The organism is Lacibacter sp. H407 (assembly GCF_037892605.1).
Classification (GTDB): Bacteria; Bacteroidota; Bacteroidia; order Chitinophagales; family Chitinophagaceae; genus Lacibacter.
Window position 1 is genome coordinate 1,917,950 of sequence record NZ_JBBKTU010000001.1, and the last position, 22,778, is coordinate 1,940,727.

19 protein-coding genes are annotated in these 22,778 nt (G+C 41.2%); 8 read left to right on the forward strand and 11 right to left on the reverse strand.

The window, feature by feature from the left end:
- Window positions 1-9 precede the first annotated feature (9 nt).
- From WG989_RS08355 to WG989_RS08380, 6 genes are all read right to left on the reverse strand, one after another.
- Window positions 10-1,014: a DMT family transporter gene (locus WG989_RS08355; protein WP_340428645.1), complete on the reverse strand. Its 1,005-nt coding sequence runs from the start codon at window positions 1,012-1,014 to the stop codon at window positions 10-12.
- Window positions 1,014-2,516, reverse strand: a complete 1,503-nt coding sequence (gene purH / locus WG989_RS08360; protein ID WP_340428646.1) for a bifunctional phosphoribosylaminoimidazolecarboxamide formyltransferase/IMP cyclohydrolase — start codon at window positions 2,514-2,516, stop codon at window positions 1,014-1,016. Before purH ends, WG989_RS08355 begins: the two co-directional genes overlap by 1 nt.
- Window positions 2,517-2,635: 119 nt before the next feature.
- Window positions 2,636-4,711 (reverse strand): ComEC/Rec2 family competence protein, encoded by a 2,076-nt coding sequence (locus tag WG989_RS08365; RefSeq protein WP_340428647.1) that lies wholly within the window; start codon window positions 4,709-4,711, stop codon window positions 2,636-2,638.
- Between the two features lie 69 nt (window positions 4,712-4,780).
- The gene (locus WG989_RS08370; protein WP_340428648.1) at window positions 4,781-5,254 is read right to left on the reverse strand and encodes a DinB family protein; all 474 of its coding nucleotides are present in this window, start codon (window positions 5,252-5,254) and stop codon (window positions 4,781-4,783) included.
- Window positions 5,255-5,416: 162 nt separating this feature from the next.
- Entirely contained in the window at window positions 5,417-6,610 is a 1,194-nt protein-coding gene (locus WG989_RS08375) for a carbamoyl phosphate synthase preATP-grasp domain-containing protein (RefSeq protein ID WP_340428649.1), read from the reverse strand.
- 176 nt (window positions 6,611-6,786) lie between these two features.
- The gene (locus WG989_RS08380) at window positions 6,787-7,119 is read right to left on the reverse strand and encodes a HesB/IscA family protein (RefSeq protein ID WP_340428650.1); all 333 of its coding nucleotides are present in this window, start codon (window positions 7,117-7,119) and stop codon (window positions 6,787-6,789) included.
- A 147-nt stretch (window positions 7,120-7,266) separates the two neighbouring features.
- On the opposite strand from WG989_RS08380, the gene mce reads away from it, so the two are divergent.
- The gene (gene mce / locus WG989_RS08385; protein ID WP_340428651.1) at window positions 7,267-7,668 is read left to right on the forward strand and encodes a methylmalonyl-CoA epimerase; all 402 of its coding nucleotides are present in this window, start codon (window positions 7,267-7,269) and stop codon (window positions 7,666-7,668) included.
- A gap of 39 nt (window positions 7,669-7,707) precedes the next feature.
- Here mce and WG989_RS08390 read toward each other — a convergent pair whose 3' ends face one another.
- From WG989_RS08390 to WG989_RS08400, 3 genes are all read right to left on the reverse strand, one after another.
- A complete protein-coding gene (locus tag WG989_RS08390) occupies window positions 7,708-8,667 on the reverse strand; it encodes a T9SS type A sorting domain-containing protein (RefSeq protein WP_340428652.1) in 960 nt (319 codons plus the stop codon).
- Between the two features lie 254 nt (window positions 8,668-8,921).
- On the reverse strand, window positions 8,922-10,220 hold the full coding sequence (locus tag WG989_RS08395) for a UDP-N-acetylmuramoyl-tripeptide--D-alanyl-D-alanine ligase (RefSeq protein ID WP_340428653.1): 1,299 nt from the start codon (window positions 10,218-10,220) through the stop codon (window positions 8,922-8,924).
- A gap of 131 nt (window positions 10,221-10,351) precedes the next feature.
- The gene (locus WG989_RS08400) at window positions 10,352-11,899 is read right to left on the reverse strand and encodes an SUMF1/EgtB/PvdO family nonheme iron enzyme (protein ID WP_340428654.1); all 1,548 of its coding nucleotides are present in this window, start codon (window positions 11,897-11,899) and stop codon (window positions 10,352-10,354) included.
- 259 nt (window positions 11,900-12,158) lie between these two features.
- Here WG989_RS08400 and porU point away from each other — a divergent pair, with 259 nt between their 5' ends.
- The 6 genes from porU (at window position 12,159) to WG989_RS08430 (ending at window position 20,028) form a co-directional block, all read left to right on the forward strand.
- Window positions 12,159-15,569 carry a type IX secretion system sortase PorU gene (gene porU / locus WG989_RS08405; RefSeq protein ID WP_340428656.1) on the forward strand — a complete coding sequence of 1,137 codons (3,411 nt, stop codon included), beginning with the start codon at window positions 12,159-12,161 and terminating at the stop codon, window positions 15,567-15,569.
- Between the two features lie 69 nt (window positions 15,570-15,638).
- Window positions 15,639-16,790, forward strand: coding sequence for a type IX secretion system outer membrane channel protein PorV (porV, locus tag WG989_RS08410; RefSeq protein ID WP_340428657.1), 1,152 nt, complete (start codon window positions 15,639-15,641; stop codon window positions 16,788-16,790).
- A 64-nt stretch (window positions 16,791-16,854) separates the two neighbouring features.
- A complete protein-coding gene (gene ispF / locus WG989_RS08415; protein ID WP_340428658.1) occupies window positions 16,855-17,331 on the forward strand; it encodes a 2-C-methyl-D-erythritol 2,4-cyclodiphosphate synthase in 477 nt (158 codons plus the stop codon).
- A gap of 6 nt (window positions 17,332-17,337) precedes the next feature.
- Window positions 17,338-17,772, forward strand: coding sequence for a dUTP diphosphatase (gene dut, locus WG989_RS08420; protein ID WP_340428659.1), 435 nt, complete (start codon window positions 17,338-17,340; stop codon window positions 17,770-17,772).
- A 6-nt stretch (window positions 17,773-17,778) separates the two neighbouring features.
- The gene (gene lolB1 / locus WG989_RS08425; RefSeq protein WP_340428660.1) at window positions 17,779-18,609 is read left to right on the forward strand and encodes a lipoprotein insertase outer membrane protein LolB1; all 831 of its coding nucleotides are present in this window, start codon (window positions 17,779-17,781) and stop codon (window positions 18,607-18,609) included.
- An 84-nt stretch (window positions 18,610-18,693) separates the two neighbouring features.
- The gene (locus WG989_RS08430; protein WP_340428661.1) at window positions 18,694-20,028 is read left to right on the forward strand and encodes a murein hydrolase activator EnvC family protein; all 1,335 of its coding nucleotides are present in this window, start codon (window positions 18,694-18,696) and stop codon (window positions 20,026-20,028) included.
- Here the strand turns inward: WG989_RS08430 and bshA are convergent.
- Together bshA and WG989_RS08440 are read right to left on the reverse strand one after the other, a co-directional pair.
- Window positions 20,014-21,150, reverse strand: coding sequence for an N-acetyl-alpha-D-glucosaminyl L-malate synthase BshA (bshA, locus tag WG989_RS08435; RefSeq protein ID WP_340428662.1), 1,137 nt, complete (start codon window positions 21,148-21,150; stop codon window positions 20,014-20,016). The two genes, WG989_RS08430 and bshA, sit on opposite strands and share 15 nt — an antisense overlap.
- Window positions 21,151-21,189: 39 nt before the next feature.
- On the reverse strand, window positions 21,190-21,399 hold the full coding sequence (locus tag WG989_RS08440) for a hypothetical protein (RefSeq protein WP_340428663.1): 210 nt from the start codon (window positions 21,397-21,399) through the stop codon (window positions 21,190-21,192).
- Here WG989_RS08440 and WG989_RS08445 point away from each other — a divergent pair.
- The gene (locus WG989_RS08445) at window positions 21,398-22,771 is read left to right on the forward strand and encodes a M20/M25/M40 family metallo-hydrolase (RefSeq protein ID WP_340428664.1); all 1,374 of its coding nucleotides are present in this window, start codon (window positions 21,398-21,400) and stop codon (window positions 22,769-22,771) included. The genes WG989_RS08440 and WG989_RS08445 overlap by 2 nt on opposite strands.
- Window positions 22,772-22,778 lie beyond the last annotated feature (7 nt).

Consider the following 22,778-nt stretch of genomic DNA (forward strand, 5'->3'; position numbering starts at 1 on the left):
TAAGGAGGATTAATTATCTGCAACGTCCCGTTGCTCTTCAGCTGTTTTCTTAAATGCTTTATTAACGAGGTAAACGCCTAACAATGTGACCAAGCCGCCGATTGTTAATGTAAGCGTAAGCTTCTCTCCAAATATCATGGCACCAAATAGTACAGCTACTACCGGGTTAATATAAGCGTAGATACTTGCCTGTTCCGTTGGTAAATTTTGCAGTGCATACAAGTAACAAATGAATGCAATGACGGAACCAAACACAACCAGGTAACCAATAGCAGCCCACGACTGCCAGGGGATTTCAGTAAGCGGTAAAAAGTTTTTATCAGTAGCTGAAATACCAAATAAGGCAATGCCTGCTATCACCATTTGAAAACCCAAACCAAAATAGGGATTGAACTTAGCAGCTTGTTGTTTGGTGTACAATGAACCGAATGCCCATGTCCATGTGGCGATGAGTGAAATTAAAATACCGAAGCGAAAACCGGGATCAAAAAAATCGTGCAGGTGTTCGTAGAAGATCACACATACACCTCCAAAACCAATCATTAAACCAAGTATTGCTTTAGCAGGAATTTTACCTTTTGATGTAAACAAACCAATGATCACTAACCACAGTGGGAAGATGGCGCCCATAATTGCACCAAGCCCCGATGAAATAAATTTTAAACCCCATGTACTTAAGCCATTACTGAGTACAAAATTTAATACAGATAATATCAATAATGGAATAAGTTCTTTGCCTCTCGGAAACTGAGCGCCTTTCGCAATAAAGAAGATCATGTAACAAAGTCCGCCGAGTAATTGACGGATACCCGCCAGCTCCAATGCAGGCATGTGCCGCACCCCTTCTTTGGAAGCGATCCATGTTGTACCCCATAACACACATACAATGGCAAGTGCAAAAATGGCTTTGGCTCTTGTTCCTTTTTTCCGGATGGTCAAAGGATTAAATACTGCTAAACTTTTGATGGTATCAGCAGAAAATGTAAAGGCTTTATTGATGTCGAGTTTGGGCATTAATGTTTAAAGTGACGCATTCCGGTTATCACCATTGCCAGATTATTTTGTTTGCAATAATCGATCGAATCATTATCACGAATTGAACCACCCGGTTGAATAAAAGCTGTGATGCCGGCTGCATGTCCTAATTGCACACAATCATTGAATGGGAAAAATGCATCACTCGCCATTACCGCACCGGTTAAATCAAAATTGAATTGTTTTGCTTTCTCCACCGATTGACGAAGCGAATCAATACGGCTTGTTTGTCCGCAACCTTTACCCACCAGTTGTTTATTCTTTACCAATGCAATGGCATTCGATTTTAAATGTTTGCAGATGAGGTTTGCAAAAACCAGATCATCTTTTTCTGCAGCAGTAGTTGTTCGGTCACCGGCTTCTTTCCATTCAGTATAATTGCCTTCATCCAAACCTTGCACCAATACTCCATTCAGTAATGATTTGTATTGTTCTTTTGTTTTCGGTTGATCTTTCAACTGAAGAAGAATACGGTTCTTCTTCGATTTTAATACGTCCAATGCATCAGCAGCAAACGAAGGCGCAATCAATACCTCAAAGAAAATTTCATTGATGGCTTCAGCAGTTGCTTTATCAATTTCACCATTGCAAACTAATACGCCGCCAAATGCACTTTCAGGATCACCGGCCAATGCAGTATCCCAACTGTCTTTTACTGTTGCACGTTGTGCAACGCCGCATACGTTGGTATGTTTGATAATAGCAAACGTTGTATCTGTAAATTCTTTGATGAGTTGCACAGCAGCGTCTACATCAACCAGATTATTATACGAAAGATCTTTACCGTTCAGTTGTGTAAATAATTCATCGAGGTTACCAAAGAACCTTGCACTCTGATGCGGGTTCTCACCATAACGCATGATCTTTTCTTCTTTGTTGAAAGGTGTTTCAACAGCAGATTGGTGGAAATAGTTAGAGATCGCTGTATCGTATGCAGTACATACATCAAATGCTTTGATGGCAAATGCTCTACGTTGCTCATAACTTGTTTCACCATTTTGCTCACGCAATATATTTTCTAATACAGCATATTCTTTCTTTGCTGCCAACACCACAACGTCTTTATGATTTTTACCGGCAGCACGGATCATCGATGGTCCGCCGATATCAATTTTTTCAATGATCGCTTTTTCATCTGTTGTTGAAGCAACGGTTTCTTCAAACGGGTAGAGATCAACAATTACCAGATCAAGTTCCGGAATATTGTATTGTTTCATTTCAGCTAAATGCTGTTCATCATCTCTTTTTCCAAGAATACCACCAAACACAGAAGGATGCAGGGTTTTCACACGGCCTCCCAAAATGGAAGGGTAAGTTGTGAGGTTTTCAACGGGAACAACTGGGATTCCCAGTTGTTCAATAAACTGTTGGGTACCGCCGGTTGAGTAAATGGTTACATTCTGTTCGTGTAAAAGCTGAACTAATGAATCCAGACCATCTTTGTAAAAAACTGAAATAAGCGCTGCTTGAATCTTCTTCATAAATGTGGTTGATTGGCGCCACCCAGACGCTAAGTCACGAAGAAACACGAGGAAAGCGTTAGTGTTTGGAGACTTTTTGTCTTTGTGGCAAGACTTTTAGAAGCCGCAAAGGTAGGGGTCTATAAATTCATCACAAAAGCACCCTGCTCACTTGTGCAGAAATAGTTGCGTTGCAAACGTTCGCAGTCTTTTTTCCAAAGATTTACCTTCCATTGCGGGTTGGAGCTGTCGAAAACCAGCAGCTTGCAATCAATTGTTTTGAGCAGATCGTTGATAAAAAGCCGGGGATTGCCGGATACGATAACTACATCGGCTTGAAGGGGAGAAGCGAGTGAATCGTACCGGTACGATTGGTTGATGTGGACGATTCGTTTGTTATTGATATTATAACCGAACCTGCCGTTGGGATTTTGCAACATCGGCGAATGATACGTTCGATGCGCAATTCTTGATGGCTTTAAATGAAAGTTGCGGAGAAATCCATCTTGCAGTAAAACAGAATCGCCGATGAATTGGTATTGATTGCCCAGCATAAAATCAATGGCTGTGTGTTGCGACAGATTATAAACGATTAGTTTTTGTTGTCGGCTGGTTTTATACAGCACATAGATCTGAATGCTGAAAAATAAGCAAAGAAATGCCAGGCTCCACTTTAATGCGTTCGGTCGTTTTTGAATGAGCCAGATACCTGTTGCTGCAATAAACGAATACAATAAAATTGTTTGAAGGGGATGATGATTGATGCCATCTACCACCGAGAATGTAAAATGATCGACCCACAGAATGAATTGATTCATCCATTTTAGTAATATAGCTACAACAGTTGCAACAGGTTTTGCAAGTAATGGAACGAATGAACAAGTCATAAGCAGAATCAATCCATACAATATGAACGTTGATAATGGTACGGCTAAGAAATTACTGATGAGAAATATTGTTGGTGCCTGATGGAAATGATAGATGCAAAGCGGCAGCGTAAGGATTTGTGCTGCCAATGTAACTGCATTCAACTGCCAAAGTTTATCCAGTATTTTATTTTGAATGCTGAACCAGTGATAAATAGGTTTCATAAATAACACAATACTTAACACTGCTGCGTAGGATAATTGAAAGCCTACATCCCACAACAGAAAAGGATTGTAGCACAGCAGCACAAAAGCGGATGCAGCCATACTGTTGTAAATATTTCCTTTGCGTTTAAATAGATCAGCACCTGCAATAAAGCTGAACATGATCACGGCTCTGAGAACGGATGCTCCGGCACCGGTTAATAAACTGAACAACCACAATAACAGAATCACAAGAATTGTTTTAAATAGTTTCAATCGCTTAAAGCGCTCCAGTGGTTTTAATAAGAAGAGCAACAGAACATAGATCAATCCTAAATGCATTCCACTAATGGCAATTACGTGTACAACGCCGGTGTTACTGTAGGCCTGTACCAGATCACGGTCGAGATCATCACGGTAGCCGATCAGCAACGCTTCGGCAACACTGCTTTCCATATCGCCTTTAATGTAAGTGCGGATCGTTTTTAATATATAGCCCTTTATATAATACATCTGTTTCCAGAAATAGGATGTTTCTGATCGAACTGATTTTTTATAATCTTTTGATTGTACAAACAATTGATGTGTCATGCCGTTGAACAGTGCATATCGTTTGTAGTCGAAACCTCCGGGGTTTCCGGCATTCTTTATTTCCTGCAGTGGTTTGTTAACAAGAATAATATCTCCATACGTTAATGCCGGAGGAAAACTGTCTTTCCGGAAATAGATAACGGCTTTACCAGTTACTTTTTTTGCTTTGTTGTTGTGGTAAACAATACTGATTTCACTCAGCGCCTTGTAAGTTTTTTCCCTTTCACTTAACGGCTCGAGTAAACGAAGCTGAACTATATCTCCTTGTTGGTATGCATGACCAGCCCAGTTTGGCTGATGTGGTAATTGGTTAGCCCATGCCAACGCAATCCCTGAGGCGATCAGGATGATGTTAATGCTGATCCCCGTGATCCAGTTGTTGAAAAACCGACTGCGTTCTGTTGCAAAATAATAATACAGCAGAAAGGGAAGAGTACTAACGGTTGCATATAACGCCAGTGTCCAGTGTAGTGAAAAATACCAGCCACAAATAATGCCTGCAGCCAAAGGCAGTAACAAACGAAGAAAGGGGATGTTTTTCCAAATAGGAACCATTATTACAGATGTTACCGTTAAAATAAAAACGGAAGCTGTGCTCTGGTAGGGGGATTTCCCCCTTTTTACTTACTCACCAAGTAAATTTTTAAGAAATGCTATTTGCCCCAAATGATAGATGTTGTGTTGGATCAAGCCATTGAGCAGGAAACGGAAATTGTAATCCCGGAAATCAACGGACTCGTCCAAAAAAGAATCATCTCTTTTTTGCAGATTAGCAACGATTTGCTGATGCAGACTTTCAAACTCTGCCAAACCTTTTTTCCAGGTATGTTCTTTTGGATCAATGGTACGCCAGTCAGATTCTTCAGAGTCCATCAATTCTTCTTCTTGTTTTCGCTGTAAGCGGTTTAGTGTAAACTGCGCCCAGTTGATCATGTGGTACAAAATTTCAATGGCAGCATGTGAGTTTTTTGGATTGATATACACAACAGCCGGATGAATTTTCTGCAGCATGGGTAATACTGCTTCGCCGTACCAAGGTTGTCCGTTGATAACACGTTGCAGATTGCTGATGATCGATTGTACCTCTTTATTGTTCATACTTGTAAGTTAGGAAGAAGGGCAGGAACATGCAATGATGATTCTGTTAAAAAGAAAGCGCAATTGAAAGAGGACCGATGAATCGAGCGTGGCAACAGTTGATGCCATAAAAAGTGAAGCTTGTATCAAAAAAAACTCCGCAACAAGTGCGGAGTTTGAAATTTATTTACTTAGATACATACTTCTGTCTTTATACAATTGACGGAAGTATGGATCACGCAGATCTTTAATGAAACGGATCGCTTCACCTGTACTTTTCATTTCAGGTCCGAGCTCTTTGTTTACGTTCGGGAATTTGTGAAAACTGAATACCGGTTCTTTGATGGCATAACCCGTGAGTTTTTTCTCGTATGTAAAATCAGTAAGCTTCTTTTCGCCCAACATTACTTTCGTTGCAATGTTGAGGTAAGGAATCTGGTACGCTTTTGCAATGAACGGTGTGGTGCGTGAAGCTCGTGGGTTGGCTTCGATTACATACACTTTACCGCCTTTGATGGCAAACTGAATATTGATGAGGCCACGTATATCGAGCGCTTTTGCAATTCGTTTTGCATATTCTTCCATTGTGGCAACAATCAATGGAGAAAGATTGAACTCAGGTAACACTGCATGGCTGTCGCCACTGTGAATACCGGCTGGTTCAATATGTTCCATCACACCCATTACGTGGAAATTTTCACCATCGTAAATAGCATCGATCTCTGCTTCCTGACAACGATCAAGGAAATGATCGATGAGGATTTTGTTGCCGGGTAAATGTTTGATGAGACTTAATACGGCACTTTCCAATTCGGTTTCGTTGATTACAATCCGCATGCGCTGTCCGCCTAACACATAGCTGGGACGAACCAGTACCGGATAGCCCACTTCTTTTGCCACTTCAATGGCATCATCGGTGGTATACGCTGTACCATATTTTGGATAAGGAATCTCCATTTCTTTGAGCAGATCACTGAAACGGCCACGGTCTTCAGCAATGTCCATGCTGTCGAAGGAAGAACCAATGATACGGATGCCTTTTTCGTGCAGACGCTTGGAGAGTTTGAGGGCTGTTTGTCCACCTAATTGTACAATTACACCATAAGGTTGTTCCAGTTCAATAATTTCCCAGAGATGCTCCCAGTTTACTGGTTCAAAGTAAAGCTTGTCGGCCATGTCGAAATCGGTACTCACTGTTTCGGGGTTGCAGTTCACCATAATGGCTTCAAAGCCACATTCTTTGATGGCGAGCAGGCCGTGAACACAGCAGTAGTCGAATTCAATACCCTGACCAATCCGGTTGGGGCCACTACCGAGAACAATAATTTTTTTACGCTGAGAAGGAATGGATTCGTTGTGGAGGATCGTATTTGCCATTGCGGTGCAAAGGTAGGGGTGCAGGAAAAATTTTGGCAGATTTTTTCAAGTAAAATTTACTGGCGGTTAACTAACAGGTATGAGTTAGAACGGTTGTTCAAAACCATCTTTAACGAAGTAGAAAAATTTAACTCTGAAAAAAGGCTGAATCAGCTGAAAGTTTTTCTGATTCGCTTCTATACTGCAAAGCTTTCGCCACAGCCACAGGTTCTGCTGGCATTAGGATTGTTGAAATGAAAACCTTTGCCATTTAATCCATCGCTGAAATCAAGTGTGGTATTGTAGAGATAGAGAAAACTTTTCATATCGGTTACCACCTTTACGCCATTGTCCTCAAATACCTGATCGTTGGGTTTGGATTCGTTGTCGAAATCTAGTTTGTAACTGAGTCCGCTGCACCCACCGCCTACTACACTTACCCGCAGAAAATAGGATTCATCAGTTCCCACATTTGCCTGTTGCTTCAGATGGGTTACTTTTTCTTTTGCTTTATCTGTAACAAAAATCATAATGTACTTTTTAACGTATCTGCAATTGACGGGCCACGTGAAATTCTACTGCCGTCTTGTCTGCAAATTTAGTCAATTTGAAACTGATGATTGGCTCAGCAGGTAAAGTTCTGACCAATGGTTGTAAATTGCCCGTAAAATAATTACATGCAAAAGGTGGAACATATTGGCATTGCTGTGAAAAGTCTCGAGGTTTCAATTCCATTGTTTGAGAAGCTGTTAAATACAGGATGTTACAAAACAGAGTTAGTAGAAACAGAGCAAGTGATGACCGCTTTCTTTCGCAAGGGTGAAACAAAGATCGAATTACTTGAGAGTACTGATGCAGACGGGGTGATTGCCCGGTTCATTGAAAAGAAAGGAGAGGGGATGCATCATATTGCATTTGATGTAGAAGATATTGTTGCTGAAATGAAGCGATTAAAAGAGGATGGGTTTGTATTGTTGAATGAACAACCAAAAAACGGAGCTGACAATAAGCTGGTGTGTTTTCTTCATCCGAAATCGACCAATGCTGTATTAATTGAACTCTGTCAGGAAAAAAAATAGCCGCCCGAAAGCAGCTACTTTGTATTTGGATGTAAGCTTTTATTGTTTGATCACTGAAACACTTTCAATGATACGTCCATTCTCCATCAACTGAATCAGGTACAAGCCTGCAGCCATTCCATTCATTTCAATCTGCACTCTGTTCCCACCAGTTGGATTGACCGTTTTCAATCGAGTGCCTTTTGCATCGATCAATTGAATTGCCTGACCCGGTTTAAAGGCTTCTTTTGTATATAATTGTGCGGCAGCGTTCACCGGATTTGGGAAAATGCTGATATTCTTTTTAATGATGTGTACAATCCGAACAGTTTCTGAAAAACTTACTTGCCCATTCAAATCAACCTGTCGTAAACGATAATAATTGTTACCAGCTTCCGGGACATTATCGACATAGGTGTAATTATTCTTAGTGTAACTATTGCCTTCTGATGCAACAGACCCAATGGCGCTCCATGTTTTTTTATCATTGCTTCGTTCAATTACGAAACTGCTATTGTTTACTTCCTGCAGCGTGCTCCATTCAAGGTTGACTGTAAAGGGTTGTTTTTGTTCTGCTTTGAAGTGTCCGAATACAACGGGAAGTACGCCAGGCCCCTCATCAACTGGTCCAATATAATATGGGCCATTAATATCATAAGTTCCATTCCATTTCAACACACAGCCGAATTTAATCAAATCACTATTGCCGTTTGAAGCTTTTATTAATCCTGTTGTAGGACCAACAGGATCGAGAACCTGAATTAAACTATTAAAACCAAGGTATAAAGTTCCACTGGCATCAAAATCCAGAGTACCACAGATAAAAATGGCAATGTTAGGGTTTGTTATACTTGTCGGGCAATCCACAATTTTTGTGTACTGGGTACCTTTTACTCTGACAATTCGTCCTGCAGGAATACATACCTTATCAAGATCTGCAGGAATTCGTTGCGGGCTCCAAGTGGTGGCAACATTCCAGTCTCCATCTTGAACGGCTACAATGGTACAGTTAGTAGGCATGTTGGAACAACTAGGAAGTGGGAAATAGTACTGCCCTTTGGAGGAGTAGCAAAAGAGTACGAATAAAGAGAGTAAAAAATACTTCATAAACGGAACCATTAATAATAGTTTGAACGGAATAAGTTAACGGTTCGTTTCAGGGGGCTGGATCACTTATTGGTAGGGAGAAACTGGTTAGCAGCTAAGTGATAATTCGTAAAGGATATTAAGAGAAGACCGTAAAAATACTAAAGTATTTGACTTGTGCAAGTATATTATAAAAGGATCTGTTCCATTTTCATGCTTCGGGAGCCCTTAATGAGTAGGTGGGTGTGGGCAAATTGTTGATTTTGAAACCATTGTCCGGCTTCTGTAGAGTTGGAAAAAGAAAGAAATGGATGGTTGATTTTTGTAAAATCACCGCCTACCAGTACAACTGCATCCCAGTTGAATTGCTGGATCAGGTCAACAATCGCCTGGTGTTCGGCTGAACTCTCATCACCCAGCTCAGCCATGGCACCCAGCATCAATACCTTTTTTTCGGCGGGTAATTTGGCAAAGTTTTCAATAGCCAGCTTCATGCTGCTGGGATTGGCATTGTAAGCATCGAGAATGATCTTATTGCTGTCTTTTTCAAGTAACTGCGAACGGCTGTTGGAGGGTAGGTAATTCTCAATTGCAGCCTTGATTTTATGTGCGGGAACGCCAAAATGTGCACCTACACAAACAGCAGCCAATACATTCGGCAGATTATAATCGCCTACCAAATGTGTATTGATTTCACCAATGGCTTCGTCACTGTCAATGTTCACCACAAGAAACGGTTCGCTGCTGATGAGCCTGCCTGTTGTTTGTGCATGGTTGGTTCCATAGGTGATCTTATTGCTTATACCTCTACTCATCTCTTCAAGGTAATCGAGGTCGGTATTGATAAAAATGCTGCCATTGGTTGAACGGATAAAGTCAAACAATTCTCCTTTTCCTTTTTTTACACCCTCAATTCCGCCAAAACCCTCGAGGTGAGCTTTGCCCACATTGTTGATCAAACCATGGGTAGGCAAAGCGTAGGTACAATAGGAGGCAATTTCTTTCTGATGATTGGCGCCCATTTCTATCACTGCAATTTCTGCATCAGCCTTTACTTTTAACAGGGTAAGTGGTATGCCAATGTGGTTGTTGAGATTTCCTTCGGTGGTATAGGTTTTGAAATGCGATGATAAAACTGCATGCACCAGTTCTTTAGTAGTTGTTTTCCCATTACTTCCGGTAATCGCTAAAAAGGGAACCTGACTGCCGGAAGGCGAGCTGTTGAATTGTTGCCGATGATGTTTGGCTAATTGTTGAAGTGTTTGGAGCACGTCTTCAACCTGAATGATTCTGTGATCAGCTTGCTCAATTTTTTCATCCACAATTGCATAGGCTGCACCTTTTTGCAATGCCTGTTTCGCAAAATTGTTGCCATTGAAATTTTCACCTTTCAGCGCAAAGTACAGATCACCGGCTGTGAGCTTACGGGTATCCGTTTGTACACTTGGGTGTTGCAAAAAAAGTTGATACAATTTTTCGATGTGCATACGTCAAAGATAATCAGGAAGATATTTCGTAAGAAAGTTGTTGTATCTATTTTGTAAAAAGACGATCTGTAAAAGCTGTGATAAACAAAAGACCCTCCATTTGGAGGGTCTTTTTATGAGTTACAAAATCATTAATTTCTTTTGCGATTGTTTTGTTTTCTTTTTCCAAACCAGTTACCGGTTTTGCGTCCGTTACCTTCTGCACTTCCGTAACGTGTCATGGCACAACGGAAACCGATTTGTGAACTGCTTTGATCTTCTTCCAGGAAGCGGCGTGCGCCAGGACTTAACCAATAAGCACGATCGTTCCAGCTACCACCTTTGTACACACGGCTCTTATCGCTTACCAATGTAGTAACGCCATATCCGTATTGAACAGCACTTAATGAATCACCATCAAGGTAATCTATTGCATACCCTTTTTGATAGTTACGACGGTTCTTTACTTCGTCTTCTGTTTCATCACGGTATTTGATACGGCCCATTGAATCTCTTTCAGCTTTACCGGTACTCAAATCCATACGCTGGAAATTATTACCACGATAGTAGTTGAAATCGTCACCATCACTTGGTGTCATTGGTCTGTAAACGTCGGCTACCCACTCGCTCACATTACCTGCCATATTAAATAAGCCAAAACCATTTGGATAGAAAGCTTTTACTGGACCGGTAATTACCGCACGGTCGTTCAAACCACCGGCAACACCCATGTTATCACCAGATCCACGCTTGAAGTTAGCTAGGAATTGACCCTGCCAGCTGCTTCTGCGTGCATCACGCAAACCATTTACATTCTGTGCCCAAGGATATACCTGTTTGTTTGCAGTTAACTCCTCACCACGTTTCTTTTCGCTACGACGTGGGTTCGGGTTTTGTGCGATATAACCATATGCGGCATATTCCCACTCTGCCTCTGTAGGCAGACGGTAATCAGGTAAAATCAGACCTTCTTCAAAGCTGATACTTGTCGGAACCTGCTTCGTGATCGGATCTTTATAATTTTTGATGTTTTTGCCGGGAGTTGCCTGGTATTCACCTAACAGATATGCTTTTGTATTAAAGTTATCCTGTCCGCCGCCTTGCATTTGTTTTTGCAGCTCAGCTTTTTTGTTGGTGATACCTTTTTCGTAAAGGATGTTTTCGTTTACGCGATCACTACGCCACAAGCAATAGTCGTAAGCTTGTTTCCAGCTTACGCCCACCACAGGGTATAGGTTGTAAGAAGGGTGGCGGAAATAGTATTCAACGTAAGGTTCGTTGTATGCCAGCTCGCTTCTCCAAACTAAAGTATCGGGTAAAGCACGGTTGGTGATGGCTGTATCCATGAACACACGGTCGAGCCAAAAGAGATATTCACGGTAGTGAACATTCGCAACTTCTGATTCGTCCATATAAAATGAAGCGACGGTTACACGACGTGGAATGTTATTCCAGTCACGCATCACATCTTCTTCAACAGCACCCATGGTGAAGGTTCCACCTTCAACAAACACGAGTCCGGGACCAGTTTTCTGCTCCTTTTCTTTTGATACACGGAAACCGCTACCGTTTGGATCATTGTACGTCCATCCGGTTGAAGCCGATTTCTCCGGTTTCTTCTTGAATAAATTACAAGAGGTAATAAGTGTAGCCCCAATTAATAGGATACCTAGATTCTGAATGCGGAAAAGGTTTTTCATCTTTTCGTTTTGTTAGTTAACGGGTGAAGTTCAAAAATATTGTATTGGATTTCCCGACCCAAATTTTAAATTGGGCTGGCAACAAACATAGTTTAATCTTTTGGATTTTTGAAACAAAGCGGGCCTCTGTATCCATTTTTTAGTATTTCTGCTTAGCATGCCGTGAAATTACGCAGGGCTGCAGCTTTCAACCATCAACAGCTCTCTTTAACCAACAATTTGGGGAACCATTTTCAGGTATCTTTGAATCTCTCTTTTTATGCGATACACCACTGCCCTGTTACTTGGCTGCATTTTATTTTTTTCCGGTACTGCTCAGCGCATCTATCGCAGCAATTCCGTATTGGCAAGCGGAGAATGGTATAAGATATCTGTAAAAGAACCCGGGGTGTACAGGGTCAATATTTCTTTGCTGCAGTCGTTGGGGGTAAATGTCAGCAATCTGCAAAGCAGTAGTATCCGGCTGTATGGAAATGGCGGGGAAATGTTGCCGGAACAGAATACCATTATTCTGTTGGACGATCTCACAGAAAATGCCATCCAGGTAGTGGACGGCGGCGACGCTGTGATGAATGGCAGCGATTATTTTCTGTTTTACAGCAATGGTCCGCAGCAATGGATCAAAGATTCAACGAACAAGCGCTTCAGCCATCGAAAGAATTTATACAGTAACGAAGCTTTCTATTTCATCAATATCGGTGGTAGTGGGTTGCGTATTCAAAACCGAACATTTGGTGGAGCTCCCAACCGAATTGTTACGGCTTTTCAAGACCGCTATTTTCATGAACAGGATACCATCAATTTTTTACGGAGTGGAAAAGAGTGGTATGGCGAAGAATTCAGCAACACACCCGGTAGTACAACCACAAGAACGTTTTCGATCAATGTGCCAAATCTATTGCCTGCGCCTGTGCAGTTGGTTTCTAATGTGGCTGCCCGGAGTAACGGTGCGTCCAGTTCTTTTTTAATAAGAGTCAATAATGCGGCTGTTGCACAGCATACCGTTTCATCTGTAGGTACGGGCACCTACGATCCGGTGGCGTCGGCACATCAAGTCGTTACCTCTTTCAATGCGTCGCAATCAACGATCGCATTACAATACAATTACCAAACAGGCAGTGTTAATGCACAGGGCTGGCTCAATTGGTTCGAATTGTTTCCGCAGCGTCAACTTAGTATGAATTCAGTTGATCAATTACTGTTCAGAGATTGGGAAACTGTCGGGTCCGGCAACGTTGCCGAATTTCGGCTACAGGGTGCCGTAAGTAATACGTTGGTGTGGGATATAACCGATCCGTTGCGTCCACAGAACATGACCGGTTTACTAAGCGGCAATGAATTAAGGTTTGTCAATACAGCAGAACGTCTGCGTGAATATGTTGCTTTCAATCAGCAGAATTTTTTACAACCGGTTGCCGTAGGAAAAATTGCAAACCAGGATTTACATGGCGCACCAACAACAAATTACATTATTGTAGCGCATCCCTCATTACTGCAGGAAGCGCAGCGGCTGGCAAACTGGCATCGCCAAAATCAAAGCCTTACGGTAATAGCAGTAAGTACGGAACAAGTATATAATGAATTCGCTTCCGGTTCGCCGGATGCTGCAGCGATCCGCAATTTTGTAAAAATGTTTTATGATCGTGCCGGCGCAGATACTACAAAACGCCCACGTTATTTATTGTTGTTTGGAGATGCGTCGTACGATTATCTTAACCGCATCAATGGCAATACCAACCTTGTTCCATGTTATGAAAGTGAAGCATCATTAGACCCCTTGGCAACGTACACTTCAGATGATTTTTTTGGTTTGCTGGATGACCAAGATGACATCAATCGTTCCTTTCCTGTAAGTCTGTTAGATATCGGCATTGGTCGTATTCCTGCGAAGACTTTAGCAGAAGCGAAATCTGTGGTGGATAAGATCATCCGTTATCATGCCAAAGAAAGTTTTGGCCCGTGGCGGAATGATATCACATTGGTGGCTGATGATGAGGATAACAATATTCATTTGGATGATGCGGAGCTGCATGCATCAGTAATTCAGCAAAACAAAACATTCAATGTTCCCAAAATTTACCTGGATGCATATCGTCAACAGAGTGGAAGTGGCGGTAGTCGATACCCCGATGTAAACCAAGCCATCAACAGTAAAGTATTTGCGGGTACTTTAATCTGGAATTACAGCGGACATGGTGGCAGCAGGCGCCTGGCAGGCGAAGCCATCCTTGATCAGGACATGGTCAATACATGGAATAATCCGAATAAACTGCCATTGTTTATTACCGCTACCTGCGATTTTGCGCCTTACGATAATCCTTTAATAAATTCTCTGGGTGAAAATATTTTATTACGGGAACGCACAGGTGCAATTGCATTGATGACCACCACTAGAGTGGTATTTGCATTCAGCAACCGCATCATGAATAACAATTATTTCAAGCAGGCCTTGCAACCTGATGCAAATGGCGTTTTTCCAACATTAGGAGAAGCGATGAAACGGGCAAAGAATTTTACGTATCAAACGTTTGGAGATATTATTAACAACAGAAAATTCACATTGCTGGGCGATCCTGCTGTTCGTTTAGGATTTCCAACGTTGAAAGTAAAAACAACTGCTATCAATAACCAACTACCTGTTGCAGATACATTAAAAGCATTGGACAGATATACAATTAAAGGTGAAGTAACAGATGCAGCCGGTAACCGTATCAATAATTTTAACGGTAACGTATATCCTGTTATTTATGATAAAGTGCAACAGGTAAAAACAATCGGCAACGATGCCGGAAGTGTTGTAACAGATTTTGATCAGCAATCAAACATCATTTTCAAAGGCAAAGCAAAAGTTACAAATGGTGAATTCAGTTACAGTTTTGTTGTGCCAAAAGATATCAACTATCAATTTGGAAATGGCAAGATCAGTTATTATGCAGAGAATGGCAACGTTGACGGCAACGGTGCCGAAACAACAATTGTTGTTGGTGGAGCAAGTGAAAATCCTGTAACAGATAATAACGGACCGGGAATAAAAGCATACCTCAACGATGAAAAATTTGTAAACGGTGGTATCACAAATGAAACGCCAGTTTTGTTTCTAAAGCTCTCTGATTCAAGTGGTATCAATACTGTAGGAACGGGCATAGGACACGATCTTACAGCAACATTGGATGATGATAACAGTCAGTTCTTTGTATTGAATGATTATTATGAAGCCGATGCAGATAGCTATCAGCAGGGAACAGTTCGCTTTCAACTGCCTGTATTAACGGAAGGCTTGCATGTGTTGAAGATAAAAGCATGGGATGTACAAAACAACAGCAATGAATACCGTCTTGAATTTCGTGTAGTGAAAGATCAAGAATTAAAACTGGAACGTGTATACAATTATCCCAATCCGTTTACTACACGAACCACCTTTATGTTTGAGCACAACAGACCCGGCGATAACCTGCAAGTACTCATCCGCATTTTTTCTGTATCAGGAAAAATTGTAAAAACAATTCAACGTACAATAAATAATGACGGAAACCGTTCTTTTGACATTGAGTGGGACGGTCGTGATGATTACGGTGCAAAAATTGGTCGGGGTGTATATATCTACCAACTGGAAGTAAAAGATTCAAATGGTAAAAAACAAACCGCCATACAAAAGTTGGTTCTGCTCTGATAAACCAAAATCTATTATTGATTGCTTATTTAATTTTCTTCTAATTTTATGGCTCTAATTTCAACTCTTATGAGAAAAAGAAACGCATATCTTTTATGCAGCATGCTGCTTGGCATGTCCGTTCAAACCTTTGCCCAACAACCGATCAATGTTGTAACCACTGCTGTACCTATGCTGCGTATTTCGCCCGATGCACGTGCAGGTGGTATGGGTGATATGGGAATTGCCACATCACCTGATGCAAATTCATCGTTTTGGAACCAGGCAAAAATTCCGTTTGCAAAAGAACGTTCAGCGATCGCTCTCACATATACACCATGGTTAAAAGATCTTGGACTGAATGATGTATTCATTGCCACAGTTGCCGGGTATCATCAAATAGATGAACTCCAGGCAATTTCCGGTTCAATGCGTTATTTCAATCTTGGTAATATCCAGTTTACCGATTTTGCCGGTAACGATCTGCAACAATTCCGACCTCGTGAGTGGTCGTTAGATGCAGGCTATAGCCGCAAACTGAGTGATCAGATCGGTATTGGTATTGCTTTACGATTCATTTATTCAAATCTGGCAAATGGTAATACCAATGGTGTTACTTACAAGCCCGGTACTGCAGTTGCCGGCGATATCTCATTTTACTATAATGGATTGAATGATGTTGGTACAGGTTTTACAGCCGGAGCTGTAATGAGTAACCTGGGAAGTAAGATTGCTTACACCAACGATGCACGTGGTAAAGATTATATTCCTGCAAATCTTGGTATTGGCGGTATGTACACCAAAGCAATTGACGAGATCAACTCTATCAGTTTTGGTATTGATATCAATAAACTGTTAGTGCCTACTCCTCCAACTGATACATCGGGTGCAGCGAGAGATAATTATCGTAATAAAAGTGTGGTGGGCAGTTGGTTCTCTTCATTCGGTGATGCACCGGGTGGATTTGGCGAAGAGTTAAAAGAGTTCCAGATCTCTACTGGTCTTGAGTACGGTTACAATAATCAGTTTTTTGCACGTGCAGGTTATTTTTATGAAGCAAAAACAAAAGGGAACCGTCGCTTCTTTAGTGTAGGTGCCGGTGTCAAATACAATAAACTTGGTTTTAACTTCTCGTACTTAGTACCAACAGGTCAGGGAATTAATCGTAATCCTTTAAGTAATACAACACGCTTCAGTTTGTTGTTTGATTTGGGTGGCGATGGCAGCGGAACCGTTGAATAATTCACATATAGAAAAGATTTTGTCAGAAGCGGAGGTAGTTTACCTTCGCTTTTTTATTTACATTATGGCATTCAGAATTGGTTCAGGCGTTGATTATCATCAATTGGCAGAAGGTAGAAAACTTTTTATCGGCGGTGTTGAAATACCACATCACAAAGGTTCGGTGGGGCATAGTGATGCAGATGTATTGCTACATGCCATCTGCGATGCAATGCTGGGAGCGTTAGCGTTAGGCGATATTGGTACACATTTTCCTGATACATCTGCTGCGTACAAAGACATTGACAGTAAGATTTTGTTGCAGCAAAGTTTTGATAAGATCAAGGAGAAAGGCTACCGTGTAGTGAATGTAGACAGTACACTTTGTTTGCAGGCGCCTAAGATCAAACCTTATATTGCAACAATGCAGTCAACCATTGCTGCGATACTTGAGTTGGATACAGATGCTGTATCAGTAAAAGCAACTACTACTGAACAAATGGGTTTTGTAGGAAGAGAAGAAGGGGTGGTGGCCTATGCAACAGTATTGTTGGAAAAATAAAATCGCATGACCGTTAAGATCATTAATCAATCAAACAATCCATTACCGGCGTACGCAACCGAAGGCAGCAGCGGTATGGATATTCGTGCATTTGTTACCGAACCGGTTACACTTCAACCATTGGAACGGGCATTGGTCCCTACCGGATTATTTATTGCATTGGAAGATGGATATGAAGCACAGATACGGCCAAGAAGCGGATTAGCAATTAAACAGGGAATTACCTGTTTAAATACACCCGGCACCATTGATGCAGATTACCGTGGAGAAATTAAGATAATTTTAATCAACCTCAGTAACGAAATACAGTCTGTTAATAATGGAGACCGCATTGCACAAATGGTTATCCAGAAAGTAGAAAAAATTGATTGGAGCCTTGCCGTTGAACTGGAACAAACAGAACGCAGTGATGGTGGCTTTGGCAGCACAGGAAAACAATAAACAACAATGAAGCATTTTTTTTCAGTACTCTTTGCATTGGTTCTGCTATTGGCTTTTTCGGCCTGTAAGTCAACCAAAACAATTCAGCAGGCAATGGTAAAAAAAGATACCGTTGCTGTTCCTGAAGTGCCTGCTGAAAAACTTCCGACACATGAAGATACCATGAGGATGGTGAATGATGTATTAAACAATGTGCAGCAGAAGTATATTGATTTCCGCACCTTCTCCGCTAAAATAAAAGTTGATTACAGTAACAGCAAAGGGAAACAACCTGATTTTGTGGCAAATGTCCGCATGTTAAAGGACAGCCTTATCTGGGTATCACTTGGGAATGATATTGGAATTGAAGGAATACGTGTGTTGATCAGCAAAGACAGTATTAAAGTCCTGGATAAATTAGCAAATACCTATCAGGTTCGTCCATTGAGTCATATACAGGAACTCAGCCAAATACCTTTTTCATTTGCTGATCTGCAAAATCTGTTGATCGGGAATCCGATCTTTTTTAATAAAGACAGTATTACAACTTATACCAATAACGCCAACGGTTATACGCTGTTGAGTTATGCATCGTTATTTAAGAACCTGTTATCGATAGGATCTGATTATATGATCCAGAAAAGCAAGCTGGATGATAATGATCCTGCATTGAACCGCACCTGCGATCTCATCTATAGTAATTACGAATCCAAAACAGGCGTAAACTTCTCTACGCAACGCCAGATAACTATTTTGCAGCAAACTAAACTGGATGTAGAGTTGAAATTCAAGGACTACAAGTTCAATGAAGAGATGACGTATCCTTTTGCAATTCCTAAAAAATTCAAAAGAATCTGACCTGCTATACGTTTTTAGAAAACAGGGCGTTAACTCTTTTCGGGCCTCAAACCTTATTTTTGTAACGAATCAAACACGATACCTATGCTGAAAATCATATTGCTCTCTGTTTGCACATTGCTCACGTTAGCGCTGGTAGCGCAGGATAAAGCAGAACTGGAGAAAAAGCGGAAACAAACGCTTCAGGAGATCGATGTGCTCAACAAGCAGTACAGTGATGTGAAGAAGAATACGAAACAAAGTATTGGACAACTCACCCTTATTCAGAAAAAGATACAGCTTCGGAACGAAGTGATCAATAACATTAATAAGCAGGTGCGAACCATTGAACAGGATATCAATGCATCGTATATTGAGATGCGTCGACTGAAAAAAGATCTTGATACATTGAAATTAACCTATGCCCACAATGTAGTGTATGCGTATAAAAACCGCAGCAGTTACGATGTACTCAATTTTATTTTCTCGGCTACTAATTTCAATGATGCTATTCGACGTATTGCATACATGAAAGCCTATCGTAGTTACAGGGCCGATCAATTAGCAGTTATTCATAAAACAGAAGCGTTGTACAAAGACAAAATTGTACAGCTCACCAATAACCGCAAAGAAAAAAGTACGGTACTGAAAGATCAAAGTAAAGAAATGGGCGAACTGGTAAAAGATAAAGAAGAACAGGCCAGCGTAGTAAACCAACTGAAAAAGAAAGAAAAAGAGATCAATAGTAACATTGCAGCTAAACGGAAACAGGCACAACAAATGCAGGCATCCATTCAGGCGATCATTAACCGTGAAATAGCAGCTGCTAAAAAAGAGGCCGACACAAAAGCAAAAGCAGAGAGAGACCGTATTGCCAATGCAAAAAAAGAAGCTGACCGTATAGCAAAAGAAAATGCGAAGAATAACCCGGGTGCTACAACGGCACCTGTTGTTGCTGCACCCGTTGAAAAACCGGCTGCACCAGAAAAGAAAGTAAGTTATCTCGAATACAACAAAGAAGATCTTGCATTGGGTAATAGTTTTGAAGTAAACAAGGGGAAGCTTCCCTTTCCGGTAGATAATGGATTTGTTTCGATCAACTTTGGATCATATACTATCCCCGGTACTACTCTAAAAACCAGTCAGGATTTTATCACCATCGCTTCGCCGCCGGGAACATCAGTAAAAGCTTGTTTCGAAGGTGAAGTTGTGAGTGTGTTTGATGTGGGTGGCAACACCGCTGTAATGGTTCGTCATGGGAAATACTTTACCACATACAGTAATCTCAGTTCAACAACAGTGAGCAAAGGGCAAACGATCAAAACAGGCCAGGTAATTGGCCGTGTGGGAACTAACCTTGATGGGGATGGTGAATTGAATTTTATTCTGGCACGAGAAAATCAAATGATCAATCCGGCACCTTGGTTAAGAGGTCGCTGATACGTTTACAAAACGCTCATATAATTCTTCATACAAAGGAACAATGTAGTGAATATCAAATTTTGCTGCTTGTTCCTTTGCATTTTGTTTAAATAGTTGCAACTGCTCTTCATTCTTCAGTAACCCAATACCCAAACGGCTCAATTCATTTACATCGCCAATATTTGCCATGTAACCTGTTTCGCCATGAATATTGATTTCCGGAATACCACCTGCATTGCTTGATAACACCGGTACACCTGCCGCCATTGCTTCGAGGGCAGATAAACCAAAGCTTTCATATTCCGATGTAAGAATAAACAAGTCTGAAATAGCAAGGATCTCTTCCATTTCCTGTTGCTTGCCAAGAAAGCGTACATCATCACAAATGCCCAACTCACGGCAAAGTTCTTCTGCACCCGGACGATCAGGGCCATCACCCACCATCAGTAATTTAGAAGGAACAGCTTTGTTGATCTGATCAAAAATGTGAATGATATCATTAACACGTTTTACTTTACGAAAGTTACTGGCGTGTGCAATAATACGTTCGCCGTTTGGAGCCAGCACTTTGCGGAATGCATCCAATGGTTTTTTATCAAAGCGTTTTACATCCACAAAGTTGTGAATCACTTCAATTTCTTTTTCAATATGAAATGAATGATAGGTTTCTTTCCGAAGGTTGTGCGATACTGCAGTAATGGCATCGCTTTCGTTGATCGAAAATGTAACAACCGGTTCAAAGGTTTTGTCTTTTCCAACCAGTGTTATGTCCGTTCCGTGCAGCGTTGTAATCACGGGAATATCTTTTCCTTTTTTCTTCAAGATCTGTTTGGCCATATAAGCCGCTGATGCATGCGGAATGGCATAATGCACATGCAGCAGATCCAGATCGTTATTGATCACCACATCCACCATTGTACTTGCCAACGTGGTTTCATACGGCGGATAATCAAACAAGGGATAATGCGGTACACGTACTTCGTGATAAAATATATTTGTAAAAAAACCACTCAGCCGTACCGGTAGTTGATACGTGATAAAATGTACAGAATGGCCTTTCTCTGCCAATGCTTTTCCCAACTCCGTAGCCAATACTCCACTTCCGCCAAACGTGGGATAACATACAATACCTATTTTCATTGATTCTTTTTTATAGTTACAAACCTCTGGGAGGATTGTTTAATTGATAGGACAAGTGTCATTTATCATGCCAGAGGGTTTGCCACTGATGATTTGACAGGTTACAGCTACGAAGTTAGCATTTTCAGACAACCCGCATTTTTGAATGGCTACCGCTTGTAAAAAAGCAGTTTTTACAGCAACATCTCTTTTTGTGGGTTTGCAGAGTTGTTCTATTTTGGGCATTCCAATCAACTTTTCTAAAAGCATGAGAACAATTCAATTCGCCATCGCCTTCAGTTTTATGGCATTAACAGCTGCTGCGCAAAAAAATGATTCTGCAATGTTTAAACGCATTGCTGATAATGTGTTTTATCACAGCACAGCTTACGATAATCTGCGTTTCCTATGTAAACAGGTAGGGCCACGTTTAAGTGGATCGCCGCAGGCAGAAAAATCGGTGAAGGAAACTTATCGTATGATGAAAGAAATGGGTGCCGATACAGTGTACCTGCAGGAGTGCATGGTGCCGCATTGGGTACGTGGTGCAAAAGAAAGTGCTTTATTGGTGGATGAAAAAGGTGCAACCGTTTCACTGAATGTGTGTGCATTGGGCAATAGTGTTGGCACAGGTAAGCAGGGTATAAAAGCCGAAGTGATCGAAGTACGCTCGTTCAAAGAACTGGATGAGTTAGGTGAAAAAGGGGTGAAAGGGAAAATTGTCTTCTATAATTTTCCGATGAACCCAACCAATGTTGAAACCTTTCGTTCGTATGGTGAAGCAGGACAATTTCGTGGACGTGGCCCTTCAATGGCTGCCAAGTATGGCGCTGTTGGTGTAATGGTTCGTTCATTGGCAAGTAATATTGATGACTATCCGCATACGGGTACAACCACGTACAACGATTCATTTCCAAAAATTCCAGCCATTGCTGTTTCAACCCGCCATGCAGAATATGTAAGCAGTGAATTGAAAAAGAAAAAAAGATTTCAATTGTATTTCCGCACAGAGTGTGTGATGCTGGCAGATGTAAAAAGTCATAATGTAATTGCAGAAATAAAAGGAACAGAATTTCCCAATGAGATCATTACTGTTGGCGGTCATTTGGACTCATGGGATCTGGGTGAAGGTGCGCATGATGATGGTGCAGGTTGTGTACAGAGTATGGAAGTGATTCGAGTGTACAAACAACTTGGAATTAAACCGAAGCGTACCATTCGTGTAGTGATGTTTATGAACGAAGAAAACGGATTACGTGGTGGACGTAAATATGCTGAAGTAGCAACTGCTGAAAAAAATAAGAAATTCATTTTTGCATTGGAAAGTGATGCAGGAGGCTTTACGCCGAGAGCATTTGGTTTTACTGCAGAAGAATCAGTGTTAAATAAACTCCGTAATTGGGTGCCGCTGTTTAAACCATATGGTGTGTATGAATTTTCTGCCGGTGGTGGCGGAGCTGATATTGGTCCGTTGCGTCCATTAGGTACAACACTGGCAGGCTTACGTCCTGATTCACAGCGTTACTTCGATCATCATCATGCTGCGAACGATGTATTTGAAATGGTAAGCAAGCGTGAGCTGGAGTTAGGTGCTATCAATATGGTATTGCTGTTATACGTAGTTGATCAATATGGATTATAACAAAACA

Coding starts and splice junctions, on each gene's coding strand:
- WG989_RS08355 (WP_340428645.1), bottom strand. CDS start 1,014: ATGCCCAAACTCGACATCAATAAAGCCTTTACATTTTCTGCTGATACC.
- purH (WP_340428646.1), bottom strand. CDS start 2,516: ATGAAGAAGATTCAAGCAGCGCTTATTTCAGTTTTTTACAAAGATGGT.
- WG989_RS08365 (WP_340428647.1), bottom strand. CDS start 4,711: ATGGTTCCTATTTGGAAAAACATCCCCTTTCTTCGTTTGTTACTGCCT.
- WG989_RS08370 (WP_340428648.1), bottom strand. CDS start 5,254: ATGAACAATAAAGAGGTACAATCGATCATCAGCAATCTGCAACGTGTT.
- WG989_RS08375 (WP_340428649.1), bottom strand. CDS start 6,610: ATGGCAAATACGATCCTCCACAACGAATCCATTCCTTCTCAGCGTAAA.
- WG989_RS08380 (WP_340428650.1), bottom strand. CDS start 7,119: ATGATTTTTGTTACAGATAAAGCAAAAGAAAAAGTAACCCATCTGAAG.
- mce (WP_340428651.1), top strand. CDS start 7,267: ATGCAAAAGGTGGAACATATTGGCATTGCTGTGAAAAGTCTCGAGGTT.
- WG989_RS08390 (WP_340428652.1), bottom strand. CDS start 8,667: ATGCCTACTAACTGTACCATTGTAGCCGTTCAAGATGGAGACTGGAAT.
- WG989_RS08395 (WP_340428653.1), bottom strand. CDS start 10,220: ATGCACATCGAAAAATTGTATCAACTTTTTTTGCAACACCCAAGTGTA.
- WG989_RS08400 (WP_340428654.1), bottom strand. CDS start 11,899: ATGAAAAACCTTTTCCGCATTCAGAATCTAGGTATCCTATTAATTGGG.
- porU (WP_340428656.1), top strand. CDS start 12,159: ATGCGATACACCACTGCCCTGTTACTTGGCTGCATTTTATTTTTTTCC.
- porV (WP_340428657.1), top strand. CDS start 15,639: ATGAGAAAAAGAAACGCATATCTTTTATGCAGCATGCTGCTTGGCATG.
- ispF (WP_340428658.1), top strand. CDS start 16,855: ATGGCATTCAGAATTGGTTCAGGCGTTGATTATCATCAATTGGCAGAA.
- dut (WP_340428659.1), top strand. CDS start 17,338: ATGACCGTTAAGATCATTAATCAATCAAACAATCCATTACCGGCGTAC.
- lolB1 (WP_340428660.1), top strand. CDS start 17,779: ATGAAGCATTTTTTTTCAGTACTCTTTGCATTGGTTCTGCTATTGGCT.
- WG989_RS08430 (WP_340428661.1), top strand. CDS start 18,694: ATGCTGAAAATCATATTGCTCTCTGTTTGCACATTGCTCACGTTAGCG.
- bshA (WP_340428662.1), bottom strand. CDS start 21,150: ATGAAAATAGGTATTGTATGTTATCCCACGTTTGGCGGAAGTGGAGTA.
- WG989_RS08445 (WP_340428664.1), top strand. CDS start 21,398: ATGAGAACAATTCAATTCGCCATCGCCTTCAGTTTTATGGCATTAACA.
- WG989_RS08440 (WP_340428663.1), bottom strand. CDS start 21,399: ATGCTTTTAGAAAAGTTGATTGGAATGCCCAAAATAGAACAACTCTGC.